The following is a 24,052-nucleotide window of genomic DNA, read 5'->3' as shown; positions in this document are numbered from 1 at the left end:
GGCTATTTGGGGCAGTTGCCGATCATCGTTTCCCCCTGCTTGCCCGCGCGCGTGGTCACGCACAAGGTGCCCAGCGCGCTGGTGATTTTATACGTGCGGCTGCCCCTGGCCTCATTCGCGCCCACTTCCTCGATTTTCGATGCCTCGTACCATTTCGGCGGCACGGCTGCGTAGGCTTCGGCAAAGCCTTGCTGCATGCGCTTGAAGCCCGTGTCCTCCAGTTTTTGTTCTCCCCGCTGGGGGAATTCCTTGCGTAAATCCTTGTCGATCTTGCCCACGTCGCGCTTGGCTTGCGCCAGGATATCGGCGGCGCTGGGCGCTGGCGGCGCCGTGATCGCTTCCTGCATTGCCGGTGCTGGCGCCGGCTCGGCGGCGGGCGCGGGCAGGGGGCGGCTGACGGGCGCCGGTATGGTTCGGCGCGGCACACGTTCAGCGGCCGGTTTTGCGCTGCGCAAGGCTATCGGCTTGGGCGGCGCAGGGGGCGTGTAGCGCAGCCAGGCGATGGCCGGGCCCTGCGGCAAGTGCTCGTCAGCGGCAAGGCGGGGGCGCGACTGCAGCACGACATAGGCCAGCCCCGCGTGCAGCAGGACGATCAGCAGCAGGCCGGGAGCGCGGCGGGGCAGGGGTGGCAGCGAGGTCATGGAGGGCATGGTGGTTCAGGTACGCCAATGTATCTGAAGGATTTGATAATTATCTAGAATGTCACAAGCACTTACAAAAAAGTGCACCATGGAAATTTCAATGCCATGGCGCGTGGCGGGGAACCTTGGGCCGGCCTGACGATCCAACTCTCGATACCATGGGAGGACAGATCATGATGCAGGTAAAGGAAGTGGCACGGCGCTTTGGCGCCATCGAACACGCGATCGGCCAGGCGGCCCAGTTGTGCGGCAAGCAGCAGGGCATGCCGATGGACTTGAAGGATTGCATCAATCAGCTGGACCAGCAAAAGAGCGCCGTGCGGCAAGCCATCGACACGCAGGACGATGCGCGCATCCGGCAAGCCGTCGACCAGATGGAATCGCTGGGCGACCGCGCCAAACGGGCGTGCGGCACGGCGACCAGCGTGACGCCGGAAATGAAGAGCGCCGTGCTCAAGGTCCACGATGAACTATCGGACCTGAAGCATCAGCTCCACTAGAACCTGGCTCCTGCGCGCTACATCTGCCGGAACAGATGGGCATATAAAGGGCTGACACGCAGTTGCGCCGGATGCTGGCGTAGGGTCAGCGACAGCTTGCCCGCCTCGTCGCGCACGGCCGCGGCGATGGCGCTGGCATTGACGATGGTGCCCCGGTGGATTTGCCAGAATTGTTGCGGGTCCAGCTGGGGCAAAAGTTCCTTCAGGCTCGTGCGTATCAGCGCTTCGCTGTCCTGGCACACGACGTTGATGTATTTGTCCAGCGCCTCGAAATACACGACGTCGGCCAGCGCGATCATGCGCACGCTGTTGCCTACGGCCGCCCGTATCATTTGCAGGCGCGGCGCGGGCGGCACCATGGCCTGCAACTGGGCCAGCAGTCGGGCCAGGTTGTCGTCGCTGGGGGCCGCTGTGACGGTTGCCACCACCGGCGCCGCCGCAGTGGCTGCCGCCGCTGCCGCCGCTGGCGTTGCTCTCCCGCTGGCGCCGGCGCTGTCGCGCAGGCGTTGCTGCAAGCGTTCCACCGTCTTGGCCAGGCGCGCATCGTTGACGGGTTTTAAGACGTAATCGGCGGCCGCGTGCTCAAAGGCGGCCAGCGCATATTCGTCGTAGGCGGTAACAAACACGATATGGGGGAACGCGACGCCGTCCGGCCACTGCTCCGCCAGTTCCTCGGCCGCTTCCAGGCCTGTCTTGCCCGGCATCTTGATGTCGAGAAATAGTATGTCGGGCTGCAGCGCCAGGCCTTGCTGCAAGGCTTCCACGCCATTGGCGCAGGTGGCAACGATGTCGAGTTCCGGCCATAGCCGGCGCAGGGCATGCGCGAGGGCGGCGGCGAGTATGGGTTCGTCTTCGGCGATCAGGGCGCGCGGGGTGGAACTGGTCATGGCGTGGGGCTCGCGGTGGTGGAGTGTATCGGTAATTGAAGGCGGGCGATGACGCCTGCCGGTGTGTTGGGGGCCAGCGACAGGCTGGCGGCATCGCCATGCATGCCGTGCAGCCGTTCACGGATATTCGCCACGCCCAGCTGCGTGCCCTTGGTCTGGCCTGGATGGTCGAGGCCCAGACCATCGTCGCTGACGGTCAGCACCAGCGCGCCGCCGTCCGTGGATGCCTGCACGTGGATATGGCCGCCTTCGATCTTCGGTTCCAGGCCGTGCTGGATGGCGTTTTCCACCAGCGGCTGCAGCAGCATGGGCGGCACCTTGATATCGCGCAAGGCCTCGGGCAAGTCCAGCGCATAGCTCAGGCGCGCACCCATGCGTATCGACATCAGTCCCAGGTAGGCTTGCATCAGGGAAAACTCCTGCGCGAGGGTGGTGGACCCGGCGCGCGAGGAACTCAAGGTGGCGCGCAGATACTGGATCAGCTGGTCGAGCAGCAGCTGGGCGCGGTCCGGATCAAAGCTGATCAGGCCCTGCAGGTTGGCCAAGGTGTTGAACAGCATGTGCGGCTCGATCTGCGCCTGCAGCAGTTGCAGCTGCGCCTGCATGGCCTGGCGCGCCACGGATTCGGCGCGGGCTTTTTCCTCGGCGGCGATCATTTGCAGGCGGGCAATCTTTTCGCGGCTGGAGAAAAACAGCACGGCGCCGCCCGTGGCCAGCAGGGTGAACACGAGCGTGCCCATCATTTGCGTGGGCAACAGCTTGTCGAAGCCGCCCACGTCCACGCCCGTCAGCCAGCCGAACAGAACCAGGCCCAGCATTTGCGCCACGGGCACGGATAGCAGGATGATGAGCATGAAGGGCAGGAGTCTGGGCCGCTGGTCCGCACCCCATAAAGTCAGGCGCATGCCGTCGATCAGCAGGAAGGCGATCGTGCCGATGCACATCGAGGCGATCAGGTTTTGTCCGAAATGGCTGCCCGGATTGAGGATGAAGGTAATGACCAGCGCGCAGATCGCGTTCAGCACCAGCGCATAGCGAGAGTCGAGCAGCATGCGGTAGTAGGGAAAGCGGCGTCTGGCGGGGGCGTGGGCGGAAGGGGCGTCGGAGTTCATGGAAGTGTCTGCTGGTAGCGATGGGGCATTGTGTGCCAGCGCAGGCCAGGGCGCAACAGGGCTGCGACGAAACGGTGCCGGCGCGTCGCCATTCGCAGCGTCGCGCCGCCAAACGGGGCCGCTTTACTTTTCACGATGGGCGCGGGATAGTATGGCAAGACAGTCTTTGCTATAAAGGAAACCTCATGTGGCCCTACCCACGCACCCTGGCGCACCGCGGCGGCGGCACCCTGGCGCCTGAAAACACCCTGGCCGCCCTGCGCTGCGGCCTGGCCTACGGCTACCGCGCCGTGGAATTCGACGTCATGCTGGCGTCCGACGGCGTGCCCGTCGTCGTGCACGACCCCGAGCTGGGCCGCACGGTGGCCGGCAGCGGCCACGTCAACGATTACACGGCCGCACAGCTGGGAACGATGGAGGCGGGCGCCTGGTTCGGCCCGCAGTTTGCGGGCGAGGGCGTGCCCACGTTCGAGGCCGTGGCGGCGTATTGCAAGGCGCAGCACATCTGGATGAATATCGAGATCAAGCCGGCGCCCGGCTTCGACGTGCCGACGGGCGAGACGGTGGCGCAGGCCACGCGCGATTATTTTGCAAAGGAAATTGCTGAAGGAGAGTTATTGCCCTTGCTCTCGTCGTTCAGCATCGCCGCCCTGGAAGCGGCGCGCCAGGCGGCCCCGGAACTGGCGCGCGGCTGGCTGGTCGAACGGATACCGGACGACTGGGCGAACACGGCGAAGGAACTGGATGTGGTGGCGATCCATTGCGACCACACGCAACTGACGCGCGCGCTGGCGCTGGCAGTCAAAGAGGAGGGATTGGGGCTGTTCTGCTACACCGTCAACACGCCCGAACGGGCCAGCGAGCTGCTGGCCTGGGGCGTGGATGGGTTTTGCACGGACAGGATAGATATTATTCCATCCATGGCGTAGGTCGGATTAACGGGGCAAAGCCCCGCGTAATCCGACAACATTGTTGACGTTATTGGTGTTGTCGGCTTACGCGCTTGCGCGCTAAGCCGACCTACGTTTCAAGCGGCTTAGAAAGTCACGCGCATGCCGACGGTGACATTTCGGCCCATCAAAGGCGCCGCACTCTTGATGAATGAAGTGTGGCTGTACGCCAGTTCGTTCGTCAGGTTGTTCGCCTTGATGTAGAACTGGGCCGGCGTCGTGCCGATGCGCGTGTCGTAGTTGGCGGACAGGTTCAGCATGTTGTAGCCCGGGGTTGCCGTTTCGAACGCGGCCACCTTGTCTTGCTTGCCCACGCGGTAGAACTCGGCCACGCCGCTCCACGCCTGCCAGTTGGCGTCGACCTTCACGCCGACGCGCTGGGCCGGGATGCGCGGCAAGTTGCCACCATCGTTGGCCAGCTTGGCCCGCACGTAGTCGCCGAACACGCTGGCGCCGAACATGGGGTTCAGTTGCTGGCGCACTTGCCCTTCCACGCCCGTGAACGTGGCGTCGCGCTGGGCGTACTGGATCAGCTGGAAGCCTTCATGGCTGTCCAGCGTGCTGCCGAAGATGTAGTTGTCGACCTTGTTGCGGTAGGCGCTGGCCGAGAAGGTCGTGGCGCCCGCATATTTGCGCAAGGTCAAGTCGATATTGTTCGACGTTTCCTTGCCCAGGTTTTGATTGCCCAGTTCATACGTGGCCGTGGCCATGTGCACGCCGTGCGCATACAGTTCCTCGGCGCTGGGCAAACGGTGCGTGCGGGAAATGGTCGAACCGAGCGAATACTGGGGCGCGAATTTCCACACGGCGCCCAGCGAGACCGACGTGCCCTTGGCGCTGCGGTCCTGCAAGGTGGCGCTGTCGACCGCGATGTCTTGCCACTCGTGGCGCAAGCCCGCTTCGAAGCGCCATTGGTCGAGCTTGTATTCTTCCACCAGGAAGGCCGCGTGTTTCTTCGTGACCGTCGGCGCCACGTAGGCTTCCTCGCCCAGGGCGGAGAAATCGCGCTTCGACGTTTGCAGGCCGACGACGCCGCGCCAGCCGAAGACGGGATGGTGTTCCATTTCCAGGCGCGCGTCGTGGCCCTTGTTCTTAAACGTGGTGGCGATTTCCGTGCCTTCGATTTCATCGTGCTTGTAATCGGTGAACGACGCGCGCAGGCGCAGCTTGGCGAAGCCGGGCACGGGGTCGCGCAATTCGCCGCGCACATCCCAGCGTTCGCTCTTCAGCTTCACGTACGGCACGCTTTCATGCTCGTGCTCATGTTCCTCTTCAGCACCGTGGTCGTGGCCGTCGTGGCCGCCGCAATGCAGGTGCGTGCCATGCGGGTGGCAGCTTTCGAATTCGTGGTTGTGGCCAGGCAAGCCGTATTCCGCATGCTGGCTGGTGAAGGCCAGGCCCAGGAAGCCGCGTTCACCCACCCACGACACGCCCACGCTGCCCGTGTCCGTCTTGTTGTAGCTGCCGGCCACTTTGGAGCCGCCTTCCCAGCCGCTGCCGACCTTGTATTCCTTCGCGTCGCGCTTGACGCCTTCCGCGTGGAAGGCGATGTTGCCGGAGCCGCCAGTCACTTCAAAGGCGCCCGCCTTGTCGCGCGCTGCCGAGTTGGCGCGTACTTCCGCGCTGCCTTCGAAGCCCTTGGCTGGCACGCGCGTGGGGATTTTCTTGTCGATCACATTGACGACGCCGCCGACGGCGCCGCCGCCGTAGGCCAGCGCGGACGGGCCGCGCAAGACTTCAATCTGTTCCGACAGCATCGGTTCGGCCGCGACGGCATGGTCGGGGCTGATGGTCGACGCATCCTGCACTTCGGCGCCATCGGACAGGATCTTCACACGGGGGCCATCCATGCCGCGGATGATGGGGCGGCTGGCGCCGGCGCCGAAATGGCTGGACGTGATGCCGGGCTGGCCGGCCAGGGTTTCGCCCAGGGTCGCTTCGCGGGCGCGCACCAGTTCCTCGCCTTCCAGTACGGTCACGGGCGTGCTCATGTCGTCGCTGCCCAGGGCCAGTGCGCTGGCCGAAACGGTGACGGCAGGCAAGGTGGCGGCCTGTTGCGGCAGGGCGCTGGCGGGGGCGGCAAAGGCCAGCATGATGGCCAGGGCGAGGGGAGTGGGTTGGTGAGGACGGACGGACATGGGCAAGAATTCCTTTATCAGCTATCGGTGTTGGCAGGGTTGGGGCAGCGCATGAACAGGAAATAGCCTGCCCTAAGATGATAATGATAACCCATTATCATTAATGTGTGACAGTTTTTCAGGGCAGTAGATACAGGCGGATGGTGTATTCTGTCGGCTATGGAACGCACAACACGTCAAAAAACCGCTATTCAAGCCGCCATCGAGTCGGCCCAGCGCCCCCTGTCGGCGCAGGAAATCCTCGAACAGGCCAGCTTGCAGGTGACGCAGCTGGGCATCGCCACCGTTTACCGCAACTTGAAGTCCTTGGTGCTGGAGGAAAAGGTGCACGTGGTGACCTTGCCGGGCGAAAACCCGCGCTACGAGTCGAACACGGCCGCCAATCACCACCATCACCATTTCCAGTGCACCACGTGTCAGCGCGTGTTCGATGTGCATGACTGCCCGGGCGACTTGAAGCGCATGGCGCCGCAAGGCTTTGTTGTCGAGCGCCACGAACTGACCCTGTACGGCCGCTGCGCCGATTGCAATGCGGCCGCCGGCGCCAGTGCGGTCGCCGCCGGTGCCGCCCCGCACGCCTGCGCCAGCGGCCACGACCCGGCCTGAGCGGGCAGGCTGTCGATGTTGGCACGTGCGCAACAATGCCCGTGCCCGCCGTCAATGCCGCACCCCATATCACGTATAATCTTCCCTTTAAAGCTGCCGCCACTCTTTGCCAAAAAAACATGAAATCAACTGAAATCCGCGACAAGTTCCTCAAATTTTTCGAGTCCAAGGGCCATTCCATCGTCCGTTCCAGCTCCCTGGTGCCAGGCAACGATCCGACCTTGCTGTTGACGAACAGCGGCATGGTGCAGTTCAAGGATGTGTTTACGGGCACGGACAGCCGTCCGTACACGCGCGCCACCTCGGTGCAGCGCTGCGTGCGCGCCGGCGGCAAGCATAACGATCTGGAAAACGTCGGCTACACGGCGCGGCACCATACGTTCTTTGAAATGCTGGGCAATTTCAGCTTCGGCGACTATTTCAAGCGCGACGCGATCCAGTACGCATGGGAACTGCTGACCAAGGTGTACGGCTTGCCGGCTGACAAGCTGACCGTCACCGTGTACATCGAAGATGACGAAGCGTACGACATCTGGGCCAAGGAAATCGGCGTGCCTGTCGAGCGCATCATCCGCATCGGCGACAACAAGGGTTCGCGCTACGCTTCGGACAATTTCTGGCAGATGGCTGATACGGGCCCATGCGGTCCATGCACGGAAATCTTCTACGACCACGGCGCCGACATTCCCGGCGGCCCGCCGGGCTCGCCTGACGAAGATGGCGACCGCTTCATTGAAATCTGGAACCTCGTGTTCATGCAGTTCAACCGCGACGAAGCGGGCGTCATGCACAAGCTGCCGAAGCCGTGCGTCGACACGGGCATGGGCATGGAGCGCCTGGCCGCCGTGCTGCAGCACGTGCATTCGAACTATGAAATCGACCTGTTCCAGCATTTGATCAAGGCTGCCGCGCGTGAAACGGGTGCCACCGACCTGGAAAACAAGTCGCTGCGCGTGATCGCCGACCACATCCGCGCCGCCGCCTTCATGATCGTCGACGGCATCATTCCGGGCAGCGAAGGCCGCGCGTATGTTCTGCGCCGCATCATCCGCCGCGCCTTGCGCCATGGCCACAAGCTGGGCCAGACGAAACCGTTCTTCTACAAACTGGTGGCCGATCTGGCCATCGAGATGGGCGGCGCCTATCCGGAGCTGGAAGAAGCGAAAGAAAACGTCGCCAACATGCTCAAGGCCGAGGAAGAGCGTTTCGGCGAAACCCTGGAAACGGGCATGAAAGTGCTGGAAGCGCAGCTGGCCAAGGATGCCACGGGCATCGACGGCGCCACCGCTTTTACTTTGTACGAAACCTACGGCTTCCCGCCGGACCTGACGGCCGACATCTGCCGCGAACGCAATATCAGTTTCGACCAGGCTGGCTACGATGCGGCCCTGAAGGAAAGCCAGGAACTGTCGCGCAAGGGCGGCAAGACGCACAAGGACAGCAAGGTCGAGTACACGGGTGAGAAAAACAAATTCGTCGGCTACGACCAGTTGACGTTCAGCAGCAAGGTCGTCGCGCTGTACGCGGCCGGCACGCAGGTAGCTGAACTGAAGGCGGGCCAGGACGGCATCGTCGTGCTCGACACCACGCCGTTCTACGCGGAATCGGGCGGCCAGGTGGGCGACCAGGGCGTGATCGCCTCGGGCGCAGGCAGCTTTGCCGTCAGCGACACCCTGAAAATCCAGGCCGACGTGTTCGGCCACCACGGCGTGCTGGAATCGGGCGTATTGAAAGTGGGCGACGCCGTCTCGGCCGAAGTCGACACGGCCAAGCGCGCGCGCACGATCCGCAACCACTCGGCCACGCACCTGATGCACAAGGCCTTGCGCGAAGTGCTAGGCGGCCACGTGGCGCAAAAGGGTTCGCTGGTCGACCCGGACAAGACCCGCTTCGACTTCAGCCACAATGCACCGATGACAGCCGAGCAGATCGCCGCCGTGGAAACGATCGTCAACAAAGAGATCCTGGAAAACCGCGCCACGCAAGCCCATTTGATGTCGTTTGACGATGCCGTCAAGCATGGCGCGATGGCTCTGTTCGGCGAAAAATACGGCGACGAAGTGCGCGTGCTCGACATCGGCAGCTCGAAAGAGCTGTGCGGCGGCGTCCACGTGCAGCGCACGGGCGACATCGGCTTGTTCAAGATCATCGGCGAAAGCGGCGTGGCCGCTGGCATCCGCCGCGTGGAAGCGGTGACGGGCGAGGGCGCGTTGGCGCTGGTGCAAACCATCAACCGCCGCCTCGCCGAAGCAGCCAGCGCCCTGAAGGCGCAGCCGGAAGAACTGACGGCCCGCATCGTCCAGGTGCAGGACCACGTGAAGGCGTTGGAGAAGGAACTGGCCGCGCTGAAATCGAAACTGGCGTCGGGCCAGGGCGATGAGCTGGTCACGCAAGCCGTCGATGTCAACGGCATCAAGGTGCTGGCGGCCGTGCTGGACGGCGCCGACGTGGCACGTCTGCGCGAAACCATGGACAAGCTGAAGGACAAGCTGAAAACGGCCGCCATCGTGCTGGCCAGCGTGGCCGACGGCAAGGTCAGCCTGATCGCCGGCGTGACGGCGGACGCGACTTCCAAGGTCAAGGCGGGCGAGCTGGTGAACTTCGTTGCACAGCAAGTGGGCGGAAAAGGCGGCGGACGCCCCGATATGGCGCAGGCTGGCGGCACCGATCCGAGTGGCCTGGCGGACGCCCTGGCCGGCGTGCCGGCCTGGGTCGGCGAACGCGCAAAATAAGGCGTAAGCTAGAAGGCATGCGGGGTTTTCGCCCCACAGCCCCTTGAAAACGGCCCGCAGACGGTGTTTGCGGGCCGTTTTGCCGTGTGGAATCTCGTTGTGACACCACAACAGCCGATGAACTATTTTGGTGCAGCGCGTCAATGCCCCTGATTTAGAGTAGTATGTCGAAAATCAGTACAACAAAACAATGGTGGGATATTGATGATGAGCGACACACTACTTGATACCGAGATTATGGAATTTCACAAAGAACTCGACGCGCGCGGCTTGAATTGCCCGTTGCCGATTCTGAAGGCGAAAAAGGCTTTGTCAGAGTTGCAGAGCGGGGAAGTGCTGCGCATCATGGCAACCGATCCCGGTTCCGTGCGCGACTTCCAGGCTTTCGCCAAGCAAACGGGCAATGCCCTGCTGTCGCATGTGCAGACGGGTACCGAATTCGTCTTCTTGATGCAACGCAAATAATTCTGCCAGCCGGGGCCGCCGTGGCGCGGCCTGGTTTTCCTTCCCGAACCAGCCCTTTTGCTGCCCTGCAGCGTAGCGGCGGTCCCCCTTGAAATCCCCGAAGCTGGACAGTTTAGATGGATTGCTCTAACAAAAAATCGCACGATCGTGCTTAAATTCGGTTCAGGATTCAAATTTCTCTTATAATCGAACGCACAATCAGCACTTGATCCGTCATTTTTATAATTTCCCAAAGGCATAGCTATGAAAGTCTTGGTACCCGTCAAACGCGTGGTCGACTATAACGTCAAAGTCCGCGTCAAGAGTGACGGCACTGGCGTCGATACCGCCAACGTCAAAATGTCGATGAACCCTTTCGATGAGATCGCGCTGGAAGAAGCGATGCGCCTGAAAGAAGCCGGCAAGGTCACTGAAGTGGTCGCCATCTCCTGCGGCGTGACGCAGTGCCAGGAAACCCTGCGCACGGCCATGGCCATCGGCGCCGACCGCGGCATCCTGGTGGAAACGACGACCGACCTGGAACCGCTGGCCGTGGCCAAGCTGGTCAAGTCCCTGGCCGAGAAAGAACAGCCGCAACTGATCATCCTGGGCAAGCAGGCGATCGATGACGACAGCAACCAGACGGGCCAGATGCTCGCTGCCCTGCTGGGTTGGCCGCAAGCCACGTTCGCTTCGAAAGTCGTGCTGGAAGACGGCAAAGTCACCGTCACGCGCGAAGTCGACGGCGGCCTGGAAACCCTGGCATTGACCTTGCCAGCGATCATCACCACCGACCTGCGTTTGAACGAGCCACGCTATGTGACCTTGCCGAACATCATGAAGGCAAAGAAAAAGCCGCTCGAGACCGTCAAGCCGGAAGACCTGGGCGTCGATGTTGCGCCACGCCTGAAGACCCTGAAAGTCGTCGAGCCAGCCAAGCGCTCGGCCGGCATCAAGGTGCCGGACGTCGCTACCCTGGTCGCCAAGCTGCGTACCGAAGCCAAAGTCATCTAAGCGGCTTTGCCGTCACTCCAGAACAATTACAGGACATATCATGGTCGCATTAGTTATTGCTGAACACGACAACGCTACCTTAAAGGGCAGCACCCACCACACCGTGACCGCGGCTGCCCAGTGCGGCGGCGACGTGCACGTACTGGTCGCAGGTTCGAACGCCTCGGCTGCCGCCGCTGCCGCCACGCAAATCGCCGGCGTGACGAAAGTCATCGTGGCCGACGCGCCATACTTTGCCGACGGCCTGGCCGAAAACGTGGCCGAGCAAGTGCTGGTCATCGCCGGCAACTACAGCCACATCCTGGCGCCAGCCACCGCCTACGGCAAGAACATCCTGCCGCGCGTGGCCGCCAAGCTGGACGTAGCGCAAATCTCGGAAATCACCAAGGTCGACTCGCCTGACACCTTCGAGCGCCCGATCTACGCCGGTAACGCCATTGCCACCGTGCAATCTGGCGACAAGGTCAAGGTCATCACCGTGCGCACCACCGGTTTCGACGCCGCTGCCGCCACCGGCGGTTCGGCTGCCACCGAAACCGTCGCCGCCGTTGCCGACAATGGCAAGTCCGCCTTCGTGGGCCGCGAACTGGCCAAGTCCGACCGTCCTGAACTGACCGCCGCGAAAATCATCGTGTCGGGCGGCCGTGGCATGGGTTCGGCCGAGAACTTCCACATCCTGGAGCCGCTGGCCGACAAGCTGGGCGCCGCCATGGGTGCTTCGCGCGCCGCCGTCGACGCCGGCTTCGTGCCGAACGACTGGCAAGTGGGCCAGACGGGCAAGATCGTCGCGCCATCGCTGTACATCGCCGTCGGCATCTCGGGCGCGATCCAGCATCTGGCCGGCATGAAAGACTCGAAAACCATCGTCGCCATCAACAAGGATCCGGAAGCGCCGATCTTTGCCGTGGCCGACTACGGCATCGTGGGCGATCTGTTCGAGATCGTGCCGCAACTGGTCAAAGAACTGGGTTAATTTAAACCCATCAGGTTTTGTATATCACGAAGCCACGCCGGCCCGCCCCACACGGCGAGCCGCGCGTGGCTTTTTTCTTGGAGAAATAGATGAGCTATCAAGCCCCGCTGAAAGACATGTTGTTCGTCATGAACGAACTGGCTGGCCTGGCCGAAATCCATACTTTGCCTGGCTGCGAAGACGCGACACCCGACACGGCCGAAGCCGTGCTGGAAGAAAACGCCAAGTTCTGCGGCGGCGTGGTGGCCCCCCTGAACGGCCCCAGCGACAAGGAACCGAGCTTCTGGCACGACGGCCAGGTCACGACCTCGAAAGGCTTCAAGGAAGCGTTCAAGGCCTACGGCGAAGCGGGCTGGCAGGGCGTGCAGCATCCGACGGAATTTGGCGGCCAGGGCTTGCCCAAGCTCTTGGCTACGCCCTGCATCGAAATGCTCAATTCGGCCAGCATCTCGTTCGCCCTGGTCGCCCTGCTGTCGGACGGCGCCATCGAAGCGCTGCTGACGGCCGGCAGCGACGAACAGAAGGCCACCTACCTGGAAAATCTGGTCTCCGGCAAGTGGACGGGCACCATGAACCTGACGGAGCCGCAAGCGGGGTCCGACCTGGCCGCCGTGCGCACGCGCGCCGTGCCGCAGGACGATGGCACCTATAAAGTGTTCGGCACGAAGATTTTCATCACGTACGGCGAGCACGACATGGCGGAAAACATCGTCCACCTGGTGCTGGCCCGCACGCCGGACGCACCGGCCGGCGTGAAAGGCATTTCGCTGTTCATCGTGCCAAAATTCCTCGTCAATGCGGACGGCAGCCTCGGCGCGCGCAACGACGCGCACTGCGTATCCATCGAGCACAAACTGGGCATCAAGGCCAGCCCCACGGCCGTGCTGCAGTTCGGCGACCACGGCGGCGCCATCGGCACCCTGGTGGGCGAGGAAAACCGCGGTCTCGAATACATGTTCATCATGATGAACGCGGCCCGCTTCGGCGTGGGCCTGCAGGGCATCGGCCTAGCCGAGCGCGCCTACCAGCAGGCCGTGGCGTTCGCCAAGGACCGCGTGCAGTCGCGCGACCTGGCCGGCTCGCCCGGTCCGGTCTCCATCATCCACCACCCGGATGTGCGCCGCATGTTGATGTCGATGCGCTCGCAGACGGAGGCGGCGCGCGCGCTGGCCTACGTGGGCGCGGCCATCAGCGACGTGGCGCACCACCATCCGGACGCCGACGTGCGCGCGGAAAGTCTGGCGACGTACGAATACCTGGTGCCCGTCATCAAGGGCTGGGCCACGGAAATGTCGCAGGACGTCACGCGCGACGGCGTGCAAGTGCACGGCGGCATGGGTTTCATCGAAGAGACGGGCGCCGCCCAGCATTACCGTGACGCCAAGATCCTGACGATCTACGAAGGCACGACGGCCATCCAGGCGAACGACCTCGTGGGCCGCAAGACGGTGCGCGACGGCGGCGCCGTGGCAAAAGCCATCATCGCCCAGGTGCGCGCCACGGAAGCCCAGCTGGGCGAACTGACCGGCGCCGACTTCCAGGCCATGCAGCGCCACCTTGCCGAAGGCAGCGCCGCGCTGGAAGCGGTCGTGGAATATGTGGTGGCAAACATGAAGACGGACATCAAGGCCGTGTTTGCCGGCAGCGTGCCGTATCTGAAACTGGCCGGCATCGTGCTGGGCGGCTGGCAAATGGCGCGCGCGGCCATCGTGGCGCAGCAAAAGCTGGGAGAGGGCAGCGGCGACGCGGCGTTCTACAAGGCAAAGATCGCCACGGCCCGCTTCTTTGCCGACCACATCCTGTCTCAGGCACCGGGCTTGCGCGCCACCATCATCGACGGCAGCGCCGGCGTGATGGCCTTGTCGGAAGAGCAGTTTTAACCGGGTTCAGACCCCCTCATCCGCTAACGCCGAGTTTGACGTTGGCATTGTTGAGGGTCTGACCCCAGCAGTGTGCTGAAGGCCCGCAGAAGGCAAAAAAAGCGCTGGAGATCACTCTCCAGCGCTTTTTTTAACCACAAAGACAAATGCCGGGGTCAGACCCGCCGGGGGAATGTGCGCCAATGGCGCGCATTCCGATCCCACAGGGACTGACCCCAGATTTACTCTGCATTCTTAACGGCGGGCGATGCCGTTGCCGGAATTGCGTACCAAATCGCCAGCGGCCAGGCCAGGGTCCTGGTCAAACGCGAAGTCAGCTTTGGCGCCCGTTTCGTATTGCACGGTGACGGTCCAGGTCTTGGCGTTCTTCATGTGGCCTTCGACTTGCTTGCCCGCGTAGGCGCCGCCAGCGGCGCCGGCCAGGGTGGCAAGGTCCTTGCCGCGTCCGCCGCCGACCTGGCGGCCCAGCAGGGCGCCGGCTACGCCGCCGCCGATCATGCCCAGTGCACCGCCTTCACCCGCTTTTTCAGTGACGTTGACTGCCAGCACCTTGCCGCAATCGGCGCAAATCTGATGCTGCGGCTGCTTGGAGGGCTGGCTGGCGTAGGAGTTGCCCGCCTTTTGCGCGGCCTTGGCATTGATGATGGCCTGGTCGTATTCGCCCTTGGCGTCGCGCAGGCATTGCATGCGGGCTTTCGAGCTGCTTTCTTCTGCGCACAATTTCTTGTCGTCCGCATAGCGCGTGTTGGCTTGCTTTGTGTCGTACGCGTATTGCGCCTTCGGCGACAGGTTTTGCGCGAAGGCGGATGTGCTGAACAGGGCCGTGACGGCGACTGCGAGGATGAGTGGGCGACGAATCATGATCTTCTCCTTGGGGTGTTAAATGAGCCAGTAATGTCGGCATTGTGAATGCAGTATAGAGGAAAATCATGATTGCTTACCAACACTTACATGTGCGTGCGGGGCGACGGATAGATGTCATTTCCATGCGGAAATTAACCGTAGGCGCCGCCTGTGTACAGCAAGTCGAACAGGCGCGCCATGGTGGCGATCAGCACGCCCGCGCCTAGCATCAAGGTAGCGACCAGCACCACGGCCAGGGGCCAGCCCGTGTCCGACAGGCGGCTTGATGCGGCATTGTAGCGGGCGTCCCACTTGTCGTCCGGCATCAAGCCCAGGACCAGCGCTTCCAGGAAGCCGCCCAGCGCGGACAGGGTCAGCGGCAATATCTGATAAAACCAGTCCGCCTCGGGAAACAGCTGATGCAGCAGTGCGCTGGCGGGCAGGGCGGCCAGGTGTAGCCAGCCCCAGCGGTCTTTGGCGCCGTGCAGGTAGAAGCGGTGTGCGCCCAGCGTGCCCAGCAAAAAGGCCAGCAGGGTGGTGAATGCCTTGTTCTTGTGCGACTGTTGCAAAATGGTAGCGGTGGTCATGGGACTCCAGAATTGCTCATCAGTAAAGATTGCCAGTATCGGTCATTGCCTCGCACAACGATAGCACTTTCCTGTGGCGTTTATGCAATGATTTCGCGTGAGTTCAAGCCATGGCCGGCACGATAGACGCAGACGCCTATTGCGTCTTCGGCCCTGACTGGTCATAATGTTTGATTAGCCCAAATTACACGCCCGTCATCATAACGCTTGCTGCCTGGCGGTAAAGCGCGCTATAATTTGCGGCTTTTTCCGCCTCAGCACACTTTTTGGAAATATTATGGTCGTTATTCGTTTAGCTCGTGGAGGCGCCAAGAAGCGCCCGTTCTTCAACATCGTCGCTACTGATTCGCGCAATCGCCGCGATGGTCGCTTCATTGAGCGTATCGGTTTTTACAACCCGATGGCGCAAGGTGGCGAAGTTCCACTGCGTATCACCGCAGACCGTCTGGCCTACTGGCAAGGCGTTGGCGCACAATTGTCGCCAACCGTTGCTCGCCTGGTAGCCAGCAACAACAAAGCAGCAGCTTAATTAGATCACTGGTTTGACGGTCAAGACTGCATCCGGGGTGAAAGTCCCCGATGACCTGGTACAGGTAGGCTATGTCTCCGGTGCTTATGGCATTGCTGGCGGAGTCAGGATCACTCCTTTCTCCGACGATGCGGATGCATTATTAAGCGTCAAAACCTGGTGGTTTGATAAACCGACCTTGCATGATGTTCAAGTCAGGCAAGCGAAGTTACACGGCGGCGACGTCGTGGCCCAGCTGGTGGGTGTGGTCGGGCGGGATGCCGCAGAAGCGCTGAAAGGCGTGTCTGTGCAAATTCCGCGTAGCCATTTCCCGACGCTGTCGGCCGATGAATTTTATTGGTCCGATCTGATCGGACTGACAGTCGAGAATTTGCAAGGCGAGTGCCTCGGCACAGTGCACGACATGATGAGCAATGGTCCGCAGTCGATCTTGCGCGTTACGCCCGTCGCCAGTGCCGATGAGACCGTTGAAAAGGCGCCTGAGCGCCTGATCCCGTTTGTTGGCCAGTTTGTCATTAACGTTGACAAGGCTGCCAGCAAGATCACGGTCGACTGGGGCCTCGATTATTAAACCGCCTGCGCATAACTTTGCGCCGGGCAAACGTTGCAGGATGGTGAGCGATGCAATTTGATGTCGTGACCCTGTTCCCGGAAATGTTTGCCGCGCTGACGCAGTCGGGTGTGACCCGGCGCGCCTTCGAGCAGGGGAAATGTGGCTTGTCCTTGTGGAATCCCCGTGATTTCACGACCGACAATCACCGTACCGTGGATGACCGCCCGTATGGCGGCGGCCCCGGCATGGTGATGATGGCCCGTCCCCTCGAAGCGACAATTAATGCCGCCAGGCAACGCCAGACCGAATTGGGACTGGCGGCGCCCCGCGTGGTGTTCATGTCGCCGCAAGGCCGTCCGCTGACACACGCGCGCGTCACGCAGCTGAAAGCCGAGCCTGGCCTGGTGATCCTGTGTGGCCGCTATGAAGCCGTGGACCAGCGTTTGCTGGACCGGTGCGTCGACGAGGAAATCAGCGTCGGCGACTTCGTCCTGTCGGGCGGTGAATTGCCCGCCATGGCGCTGATGGATGCGGTGATCCGCCTGTTGCCCGGTGTCTTGAACACGGAGGCATCGGCCATCGAGGACAGCTTCGTCAATGGCTTGCTCGATTCGCCGCACTACACGCGGCCGGAAACATACGAAGGCATGGCCGTGCCGCCCGTCTTGATGGGTGGCAATCATGCCGAGATCGTCAAGTGGCGCCGCCAGCGCATGCTGGAAGCGACCGCGACAAAGCGGCCTGACCTGCTGGTCAGTGCGCGCGCCGCCGGCTTGCTCAGCAAGACCGACGAAAAATTCTTGGCCAGCCTGTAAGCCGTCTCCGGACGGCCGGCAGGGTGGCCAGTAGTGCCGGGCATGTTGCCCATATTGTGTTACCCATCCTCTACCGGGCGGATACTTGCTATCCACAGTGCGCCGGCATGATGGTTTTCGGAGTTATAAAAATGGACTTGATTCAACAATTAGAGCAGGAAGAAATTGCTCGTCTGGGTAAAACCATTCCTGAATTCGCACCAGGCGATACCGTTATCGTCAGCGTCAACGTAGTCGAAGGTACGCGCAAGCGCGCCCAGGCTTACGAAGGCGTCGTTATCTCCCGTCGTAACCGTGGCCTGAACTCGAACTTCATCGTTCGCAAGATCTCGTCCGGCGAAGGCGTTGAGCGTACGTTCCAACTGTACTCGCCGCTGATCGCTTCGATCGAAGTGAAACGCCGTGGTGATGTTCGCCGCGCCAAGCTGTACTATCTGCGTGAGCGTTCGGGTAAATCGGCGCGTATCAAAGAAAAATTGCCAAACCGCCGCGTTGTGGCGAAAGCAAGCGCGTAATATCAGCGTCTGCGTTGGGAAAAGGGGTACCGTATTGGTGCCCCTTTTTTTATTCTGAATTGCTAATGGGACAAGCTGCCATGGCCACCATCGCATTTGATCCAAAACAACTCGCCATCGATTCGATCGCCGGCGAGGCGGCGCTGGACGCCGTGCGCCTGACGCCGGACTGGCTGCGCCAGCGCCTGGCCGAACAGCCTGACTGGCAGCCCGAGATCACCCAGGATTTCCTCTCCGCCCGCGCCGTGCCCGTGCGCGCCGCCGTCCTCATTCCTCTGGTGCAGCGGCCGCAGGGCTTGACCATTTTGCTGACCATGCGCACGGACCACCTGAGCAGCCATGCGGGCCAGGTCAGCTTTCCCGGCGGTCGCAGCGAGCCGTTCGATGGCTCGCCCGTGGCCACGGCCTTGCGCGAAACGGAAGAAGAAGTGGGCCTGGCGCGCGAGCACATCGAAGTGCTGGGCTGCCTGCCCGACTACCTGACGGGCACGGGCTACCAGGTCACGCCCGTGGTGGGCCTGGTAACGCCGCCGTTCGAACTGCGCGCCGACCCGTCCGAAGTGGCGGAAATCTTCGAAGTGCCGCTGGCCTTCCTCATGGATGGCCTCAACCATCAGCGCCTGTCGGTGGAATTGCCGGGCGGACGGCGCTCGTTCTACGCCATGCCGTACGAGCGCTTCTACATTTGGGGCGCCACGGCCGGCATGCTGCGCAATCTGTTTCACCTGCTGCGCGCGTAAAATGGCGCCGCGCACGTAATAAGTTTGATTCCAGCACGGCACTGCGCTATCGTAGCGGGCATTGCGGTATTGCTGAAAAAGACAAAAAGGACGTTTGATGACATTTCTCTCCATACTTTGCGCATTGCTGATCGAGCAGCTCAAACCTTTGCGCGCGGACAATCCGATCTACGCCGAAATCAAGAGCCTGGCGATGCGCATGGAGACCTGGTTCAATGCCGGCCACGCCAGCCACGGCCGCATGGGCTGGTTCCTCATGATCGGCGCGCTGATGGTGCCGACGGCGGGCGTGTACTGGATCTTGCTCCACTACCAGCTGACCCTGCTGGCCTTTGCCTGGAACGTCCTCATCGTCTACCTGACCCTGGGCTTCCGTCATTACAGCCATTACTTCACCTCGATCCAGCTGGCCCTGAGCGCCGGCGACGAAGCGACCGCGCGCACCTTGCTGGCCGACTGGACCAAGCTCGACACGGTGGGCATGGAAGCGAGCGAGATCGCCCGCATCGCCGTGGAAAAAGCCCTGATCACCACGCACCGCAATGTGTTTGGCGTGTTCTTCTGGTTCCTCATGCCGCTGGGTCCTGCCTGCGCCGTGATGTACCGCGTGGCCGAATACCTGGCGCGCGCCTGGAACGAGCCCGAGCACATGCGCAATGAAGCGTTCGGCCAGTTCGCCGCGCGCGCCTTTTACTGGATCGACTGGATCCCCGTGCGCCTGACGGCCGTGGCGTTTGCCGTGGTCGGCAATTTCGAGGACGCCATCTACGCCTGGCGCAATTTCGCCCAGCGTTGGCAGGACGAGTCCATCGGCATCATCCTGACGGCCGGCGGCGGCGCCATGGGCGTACGCCTGGGCACGCCAGCGGAAACGGCCGCGCGCGTGCTCGTCACGCCCGACATGGCCGTCGACGACAGCGACAGCGAAAGCGATATCCTGCCGGGCGAAGAGCCGGGCGCGCGCGCCTTGCAGAGCACGGTGGGCCTCGTCTGGCGCGCCTTGCTGCTGTGGATGCTGTTGCTGCTGTTGATGTCGGGCGCCGTTTTCCTCGGCTGACGCGGGCGCACATGCGCCATCCATGCGCCTTGCGCGTGGAACAAGGTTAAAATAGGGGCTGGCGCGCAAGCGTGCCGGCCCCTGTTTGCATCGTCAGGGCAGATCGAGGTAGAACCCAAGTCTTCTATAAGATATAATACTGGCTTACCGCAGCAAACGTAGTTGACTACCAGCCCGGCTTACCCGCCGGGGCCATTCACGCAATCCAGTCCCGACAAGCCACATGGCCGAGTTATCTCAAAAAACAGGGGAACTCTCAGACGAGTTCTTCATCCTTGGTCTCACCAGCAATGGCAAGCAATTCCGACCCAGCGATTGGGCCGAGCGCCTTTGCGGAGTGATGTCCTGTTTCAATCCCGACGGCGGCGGGCGCAATGCGCACCTCCAGTATTCGCCCTACGTGCGCCCGACCGTCGTCAACGGCGTCAAGTCGGTGGTGGTCAACACCAAGCTGCGCGAGATCGAGCCGATGGCGTTTCACTTCGTGCGCGAATTTGCCAAGGATAACGACCTGCAGATCGTCGAAGCCTGCTTCTTGCCGCCCCCAGAAGAAAAGTAAGACCGTTTCAATTGATTTACCTCAAACCCGCCACGGCGGGGCTGGCGTAGCGTGGACACTCTGCCTCAAACGGAGCGGCGACATGCGCATCGGCGACATCTGTACCCTGCATACCATCCATTGCCAGCGTGACACCAGCGTGCAAGACGCTGCGCTGCTGATGCGCCAGCACCACGTGGGCGACCTGATCGTGGCCGAACAGCCGAATGGCGAGCGCGTCCCCATCGGCATCCTCACCGACCGCGATATCGTTATTTCCGTCATCGCCCTCGGTCTCGACCCCGCCAGCCTGCTGGTGGGCGACATCATGAGCGCGCAGCTGCTCACCGCCAGCGAAGACGAAGACGTCTACGACATCATCGAACGCATGCGTGTCAACGGCATCCGCCGCCTGCCCGTGGTCAACAGCCTGGGCGCGCTTTCCGGCGTTGTCAGCATCGACGACTTGCTGGCCTTCCTGGCCCAGGAAATGGCCGAGCTGGCGCGCATCAGCAGCGGCCAGCTGGTCCACGAAAAGCGCACCAGAAAGTAAGCGCGTATTGCGCAATTCCGGTCAAGTCACGGCTTGCTGAAAATGCTACAGTCGCTGCTCGTTCAACGGGAAGCGTTCATGCACTATCTGGCCAAGGCACTCTGGTATATCGAATCGCATTATGCGGACGATCTCTCGCTCGGCGATATCGCCCACGTGGGCGGCGCTTCGCCATGTCATTTGACGCGCGCGTTCGGCCTGGCCACGGGCCACTCCGTGATGCGCTATGTGCGGGCGCGCCGGCTCAGCGAGGCGGCGCGCGCGCTGGCCCAGGGCGCGCAAGACATCCTCGCCGTCGCGCTGGAGGCCGGCTACAGTTCCCATGAAGCCTTTACGCGGGCCTTCCGCGAACAGTTCCATGTCACGCCGGAAACGGTACGGGCCCAGCGCCACGTCGCCAACCTGGTGCTGGTGGAAGCGATCAAAATGGATGTGGCGCCGGGCGTGCCTTTGGCGCCGCCCCGTTTCGAGCAAGGGCCCGCCTTGCTGGTGGCGGGCCTCGTTGAGCGGTATTGCGCGGAATCGTCTGCCGGCATCCCCGCCCTGTGGCAGCGCTTCCTGCCCCATGTGGCGCCCGGCCAGCTCGTGTATGGCGTGTGCTGCAACAATGACGACGCGGGCAATTTCGACTACCTGTGCGCCATGCCGGTGGCCGACTTTTCCCAGGCTCCCGACGGCTGGGCGCGGCTGCGCATCGCGCCGCAGCGCTACGCCGTGTTTCATCACCGCGGCCACATTTCCACCATCCGCGCCACCTGGCATACGGTGTGGAACGAGTGGCTGCCGCAGTCCGGGCTGGAAGTGGCAGACGCGCCCGACTTTGAACGCTACGACCGGCAATTCGATCCCGCCAGCGGCGTCGGCGGCGTGGAAATCTGGCTTCCCCTGAAAGCATGAGCATGCCCGATACCTTGTCTGCGCCCATCCTGTTCGCCGGCACTACCGCGCTGCGCCGTCGCCTGTCGCAAATCGCCGCCGCGCTGGCGGCGGGCCTGCCCCTGTACTGGGTGCTGGGACCGCAGCCGCTGGGCCCGCTGGCCTGGTGCGCGCCGTTGCCCGTGCTGTGGCTGGCCCTGCGCGCGTCGCGCCGCGACGCGGCCTGGATGACCTTCCTGGCCACCGTGCTGGGTCTGTCATCCAACTTCAGTTATTTTCGCCTGCTCATGCCCTTGCCGGCCGTGCTGGCCGTGATCACCGTCAAGGCACTGCTGTGGCTGCTGGTAGTGCTGGCCACGCGGCGCCTCGTGCTGCGTTACCGGGCGTCGTGGACGGTGCTGGCGTACCCCGTGCTGTGGGTGGCTATCGATACCCTGATGGCGGCCTTGCTGCCCGATGGTAACTGGGGCAGCCTTGCGTATTCGCAAGCGGACAATGTTGCCATATTGCAGGTAGCGGCCCTGGCCGGCGTGCCTGGCCTGCTGTTTCTGCTGTGCCTGGCGCCGTCCGCGCTGGCCTTGCTGCTGGCCGGCGGACGTGCGTATGCACCAGCGGCGGGGGCGACGTTGTTGCTGCTGGCGGCCACGTTCGCCGGTGGCGCCTGGCGCGTGCAGGGCGCACCGGCAGCAAGCGGGCCACTGGCGGGACTGGTGGCCATCGACGACTTCATCGGCCCGGCCACGCCGCCGGCACGCGCGCAAGCCGTCTGGGACCAGTACGCGCGCCACGTGGTGCAACTGGCCGGGCAGGGCGCCAGGCTGGTGCTGTTGCCGGAAAAGATAGCCGTGCTGGCGCCCGCGCAGGCGGATGCCGTGCGGCAGCGTTTCCAGGCGCTGGCGCGCGGGACGGGTGCGTGGATTACCCTGGGCATCGGCGTGCAGGATGCTGCCGGCCGGCGCAACCTGGCCTGGCTGTTTGCTGCCGATGGCGCCGCGCCCGTCAGCTATCAAAAACATCATCTGGCGCCGCCCGAACGCGAGTTTCTTGCCGGCAGCGCGTATGCCGTGCAGCCGGTGGCGGGGCAAGCCATGGGCCTGGCCATCTGCAAGGACATGCATTTCGCGCCCCTGGGGCAGGCGTATGGCGCGGCCGGGGTGCAGGCGATGCTGGTGCCGGCCTGGGATTTTCAGCTGGACGGCTGGATGGGCGCGCGCATGACGGTGGTGCGCGGCGTGGAAAACGGTTATGCCGTGCTGCGCGCGGCGCGCGAGGGGGTACTGACGGTCAGCGACGCGTATGGCCGCGTGCTGGCGGAACGGGCCAGCAGCGCCATGCCGGGCAGCACCTTGCTGGCGCCGCTGCCGGCGCACCCGTCCGTCGCCACCTGGGCTGGATGGCTGGGGCCGCTGTTCGGCTGGCTCTGCGTGGCGCTGGGCGTGATGTTGCTGTGCGCGGGACGCCGTGCCATGCCTTCTTCCTGATGGGAAAAGTCAGATTTTGCTGCAATGCGCAAAAACGCATTGCGCAGCCCTTTTTATATTCTCCGTACGCAGGTTACATAATCGCCGCCGATTCATTCGCCATGGCCGTGCATATAATAGGCGTGATGGCGGCATATATATTGCACTGCAATAAATGGTGTTATCTGGTATTCGTGAAATGCGGCGATTGGTATTAATTGGTACTTAATTCAGCCACGAAGTCATACATATCGCCGCGGAAGTAGGAGCGGCAAAACTCCACGGCGCGGCCATCGCGCAAAAAGCCCAGCCTTTCCACCGACAAGCCCGCGTCGCCTTCCTCCGCCTGCAGCAGGCTGGCCTGCTCGCCCGTCAGCAACAGCGCGCTGAGGCGCTGCAGGGCGCGCACGGGCCGGTTGCCCGCCTGTTCCAGCGCGTCGTACATCGACACGTCGACGGCGTCGAGCGCCGGCAGGCAACTGGCGACGATGGTCGCGTATTCCAGGCACATCGGTATTTCGTCCGCATAGCGGATGCGGTGGAAGCGGTACACGGGCGCGCCCGGCGACAGCCGCAGGCGCAAGGCCTCTTCCGGCGTCACGGTGCCCTCTGCGCGCTTGAGCCACACGCTGCGCGGCGTGCGTCCGCGCGCCCGCATGTCCTCGGAAAAAGAGGTCAGTTTGGCGAAGTTTTTTTCGATGCGCGTATTGATGAAATTGCCCGAGCCGGGGCGGCGCACCAGCAAGCCTTCGTTGACGAGGCCATCGATGGCCTTGCGCACAGTGATGCGCGAGACGGCCAGGTCGCTGGCCAGCTGGCGCTCGGCCGGCAGGGCTTCGTCGGGGCCGAGGATGCGCTTGTCGATCGCTTCGCGCAGCGCGCGCTGCAGTTGCTGGTACAGGGGCAGGCTACTCGTCTGCCCCAGGCCTTGCATGATGTGAGCCAGGGTTGTCATACGCTGAAGGTCTCCGTTACGGCGCGTTGCAGACGCGCTCTGTATCTGTTTTATGTCGCTGGATAATACCAAAAAAGACCGTTATAAAACCAATTTGAATTATCAGGGCGGCAATTTATGCCTGCCCTTGCTGGTATTTACCCCGCTCATACGG

At 62.7% G+C, this 24,052-nt stretch carries 25 protein-coding genes; 18 read left to right on the top strand and 7 right to left on the bottom strand.

What is annotated here, in order from left to right; all coding sequences use genetic code 11:
• Positions 1–2: 2 nt before the first annotated feature.
• Positions 3–650 carry a hypothetical protein gene (locus AC1RBA_RS16120; RefSeq protein WP_492419067.1) on the bottom strand — a complete coding sequence of 216 codons (648 nt, stop codon included), beginning with the start codon at positions 648–650 and terminating at the stop codon, positions 3–5.
• Positions 651–814: 164 nt separating this feature from the next.
• On the opposite strand from AC1RBA_RS16120, the gene AC1RBA_RS16115 reads away from it, so the two are divergent.
• Positions 815–1,141, top strand: coding sequence for a hypothetical protein (locus AC1RBA_RS16115; protein ID WP_070221866.1), 327 nt, complete (start codon positions 815–817; stop codon positions 1,139–1,141).
• 17 nt (positions 1,142–1,158) lie between these two features.
• On the opposite strand, the gene AC1RBA_RS16110 is transcribed toward AC1RBA_RS16115, so the two are convergent.
• Both AC1RBA_RS16110 and AC1RBA_RS16105 read right to left on the bottom strand, forming a co-directional pair.
• Positions 1,159–2,028 carry a LytR/AlgR family response regulator transcription factor gene (locus AC1RBA_RS16110; protein WP_492419065.1) on the bottom strand — a complete coding sequence of 290 codons (870 nt, stop codon included), beginning with the start codon at positions 2,026–2,028 and terminating at the stop codon, positions 1,159–1,161.
• The gene (locus AC1RBA_RS16105; RefSeq protein WP_492419063.1) at positions 2,025–3,140 is read right to left on the bottom strand and encodes a sensor histidine kinase; all 1,116 of its coding nucleotides are present in this window, start codon (positions 3,138–3,140) and stop codon (positions 2,025–2,027) included. Before AC1RBA_RS16105 ends, AC1RBA_RS16110 begins: the two co-directional genes overlap by 4 nt.
• Positions 3,141–3,325: 185 nt before the next feature.
• Here AC1RBA_RS16105 and ugpQ point away from each other — a divergent pair, with 185 nt between their 5' ends.
• Positions 3,326–4,069 (top strand): glycerophosphodiester phosphodiesterase, encoded by a 744-nt coding sequence (gene ugpQ, locus AC1RBA_RS16100; RefSeq protein WP_492419061.1) that lies wholly within the window; start codon positions 3,326–3,328, stop codon positions 4,067–4,069.
• Between the two features lie 107 nt (positions 4,070–4,176).
• Here the strand turns inward: ugpQ and AC1RBA_RS16095 are convergent, their stop codons facing one another.
• Positions 4,177–6,228: a TonB-dependent receptor domain-containing protein gene (locus tag AC1RBA_RS16095; RefSeq protein WP_492419059.1), complete on the bottom strand. Its 2,052-nt coding sequence runs from the start codon at positions 6,226–6,228 to the stop codon at positions 4,177–4,179.
• A 159-nt stretch (positions 6,229–6,387) separates the two neighbouring features.
• Between AC1RBA_RS16095 and AC1RBA_RS16090 the strand changes: the two genes are divergently transcribed.
• The 6 genes from AC1RBA_RS16090 to AC1RBA_RS16065 all read left to right on the top strand — a co-directional run bounded on the left by AC1RBA_RS16090 (position 6,388) and on the right by AC1RBA_RS16065 (position 13,877).
• Positions 6,388–6,834 (top strand): Fur family transcriptional regulator, encoded by a 447-nt coding sequence (locus tag AC1RBA_RS16090; RefSeq protein WP_099410545.1) that lies wholly within the window; start codon positions 6,388–6,390, stop codon positions 6,832–6,834.
• A 119-nt stretch (positions 6,835–6,953) separates the two neighbouring features.
• Positions 6,954–9,566: an alanine--tRNA ligase gene (gene alaS / locus AC1RBA_RS16085; protein WP_492419057.1), complete on the top strand. Its 2,613-nt coding sequence runs from the start codon at positions 6,954–6,956 to the stop codon at positions 9,564–9,566.
• A 207-nt stretch (positions 9,567–9,773) separates the two neighbouring features.
• Complete coding sequence (locus tag AC1RBA_RS16080; protein WP_225317265.1) at positions 9,774–10,031, top strand: sulfurtransferase TusA family protein; 258 nt, start codon at positions 9,774–9,776, stop codon at positions 10,029–10,031.
• 243 nt (positions 10,032–10,274) lie between these two features.
• Complete coding sequence (locus AC1RBA_RS16075) at positions 10,275–11,024, top strand: electron transfer flavoprotein subunit beta/FixA family protein (protein WP_070221859.1); 750 nt, start codon at positions 10,275–10,277, stop codon at positions 11,022–11,024.
• 40 nt (positions 11,025–11,064) lie between these two features.
• On the top strand, positions 11,065–11,997 hold the full coding sequence (locus tag AC1RBA_RS16070; protein WP_492419055.1) for an electron transfer flavoprotein subunit alpha/FixB family protein: 933 nt from the start codon (positions 11,065–11,067) through the stop codon (positions 11,995–11,997).
• 89 nt (positions 11,998–12,086) lie between these two features.
• Complete coding sequence (locus AC1RBA_RS16065; protein ID WP_492419053.1) at positions 12,087–13,877, top strand: acyl-CoA dehydrogenase; 1,791 nt, start codon at positions 12,087–12,089, stop codon at positions 13,875–13,877.
• Positions 13,878–14,111: 234 nt separating this feature from the next.
• On the opposite strand, the gene AC1RBA_RS16060 is transcribed toward AC1RBA_RS16065, so the two are convergent.
• On the bottom strand, positions 14,112–14,738 hold the full coding sequence (locus AC1RBA_RS16060) for a glycine zipper 2TM domain-containing protein (RefSeq protein ID WP_070221856.1): 627 nt from the start codon (positions 14,736–14,738) through the stop codon (positions 14,112–14,114).
• A 134-nt stretch (positions 14,739–14,872) separates the two neighbouring features.
• The gene (locus tag AC1RBA_RS16055) at positions 14,873–15,307 is read right to left on the bottom strand and encodes an NINE protein (RefSeq protein WP_070313683.1); all 435 of its coding nucleotides are present in this window, start codon (positions 15,305–15,307) and stop codon (positions 14,873–14,875) included.
• A 277-nt stretch (positions 15,308–15,584) separates the two neighbouring features.
• Between AC1RBA_RS16055 and rpsP the strand changes: the two genes are divergently transcribed.
• The 10 genes from rpsP (at position 15,585) to AC1RBA_RS16005 (ending at position 22,964) form a co-directional block, all read left to right on the top strand.
• Positions 15,585–15,836: a 30S ribosomal protein S16 gene (gene rpsP, locus AC1RBA_RS16050; RefSeq protein ID WP_010395524.1), complete on the top strand. Its 252-nt coding sequence runs from the start codon at positions 15,585–15,587 to the stop codon at positions 15,834–15,836.
• A gap of 13 nt (positions 15,837–15,849) precedes the next feature.
• Positions 15,850–16,407: a ribosome maturation factor RimM gene (rimM, locus tag AC1RBA_RS16045; protein WP_070221854.1), complete on the top strand. Its 558-nt coding sequence runs from the start codon at positions 15,850–15,852 to the stop codon at positions 16,405–16,407.
• A gap of 50 nt (positions 16,408–16,457) precedes the next feature.
• A complete protein-coding gene (gene trmD / locus AC1RBA_RS16040) occupies positions 16,458–17,204 on the top strand; it encodes a tRNA (guanosine(37)-N1)-methyltransferase TrmD (RefSeq protein ID WP_492419051.1) in 747 nt (248 codons plus the stop codon).
• 131 nt (positions 17,205–17,335) lie between these two features.
• Entirely contained in the window at positions 17,336–17,719 is a 384-nt protein-coding gene (rplS, locus tag AC1RBA_RS16035) for a 50S ribosomal protein L19 (protein WP_010395528.1), read from the top strand.
• Positions 17,720–17,799: 80 nt separating this feature from the next.
• A complete protein-coding gene (locus tag AC1RBA_RS16030) occupies positions 17,800–18,459 on the top strand; it encodes a CoA pyrophosphatase (RefSeq protein ID WP_070221852.1) in 660 nt (219 codons plus the stop codon).
• 97 nt (positions 18,460–18,556) lie between these two features.
• A complete protein-coding gene (locus AC1RBA_RS16025; RefSeq protein WP_070221851.1) occupies positions 18,557–19,516 on the top strand; it encodes a CobD/CbiB family protein in 960 nt (319 codons plus the stop codon).
• Positions 19,517–19,739: 223 nt separating this feature from the next.
• The gene (locus AC1RBA_RS16020; RefSeq protein WP_070221850.1) at positions 19,740–20,075 is read left to right on the top strand and encodes a DUF3579 domain-containing protein; all 336 of its coding nucleotides are present in this window, start codon (positions 19,740–19,742) and stop codon (positions 20,073–20,075) included.
• Between the two features lie 82 nt (positions 20,076–20,157).
• Positions 20,158–20,607 carry a CBS domain-containing protein gene (locus AC1RBA_RS16015; RefSeq protein ID WP_070221849.1) on the top strand — a complete coding sequence of 150 codons (450 nt, stop codon included), beginning with the start codon at positions 20,158–20,160 and terminating at the stop codon, positions 20,605–20,607.
• 78 nt (positions 20,608–20,685) lie between these two features.
• Positions 20,686–21,504: an AraC family transcriptional regulator gene (locus tag AC1RBA_RS16010; RefSeq protein ID WP_492419049.1), complete on the top strand. Its 819-nt coding sequence runs from the start codon at positions 20,686–20,688 to the stop codon at positions 21,502–21,504.
• A complete protein-coding gene (locus tag AC1RBA_RS16005) occupies positions 21,501–22,964 on the top strand; it encodes a nitrilase-related carbon-nitrogen hydrolase (RefSeq protein WP_492419047.1) in 1,464 nt (487 codons plus the stop codon). The genes AC1RBA_RS16010 and AC1RBA_RS16005 overlap by 4 nt, the downstream gene beginning before the upstream one ends.
• 193 nt (positions 22,965–23,157) lie before the next feature.
• Here the strand turns inward: AC1RBA_RS16005 and AC1RBA_RS16000 are convergent, their stop codons facing one another.
• Complete coding sequence (locus AC1RBA_RS16000) at positions 23,158–23,898, bottom strand: GntR family transcriptional regulator (protein WP_070221847.1); 741 nt, start codon at positions 23,896–23,898, stop codon at positions 23,158–23,160.
• Positions 23,899–24,052: the final 154 nt, after the last annotated feature.

Source organism: Janthinobacterium sp. GW823-FHT03B06 (genome assembly GCF_058796955.1).
This window is presented reverse-complemented; position numbering and strand designations above follow the sequence as displayed.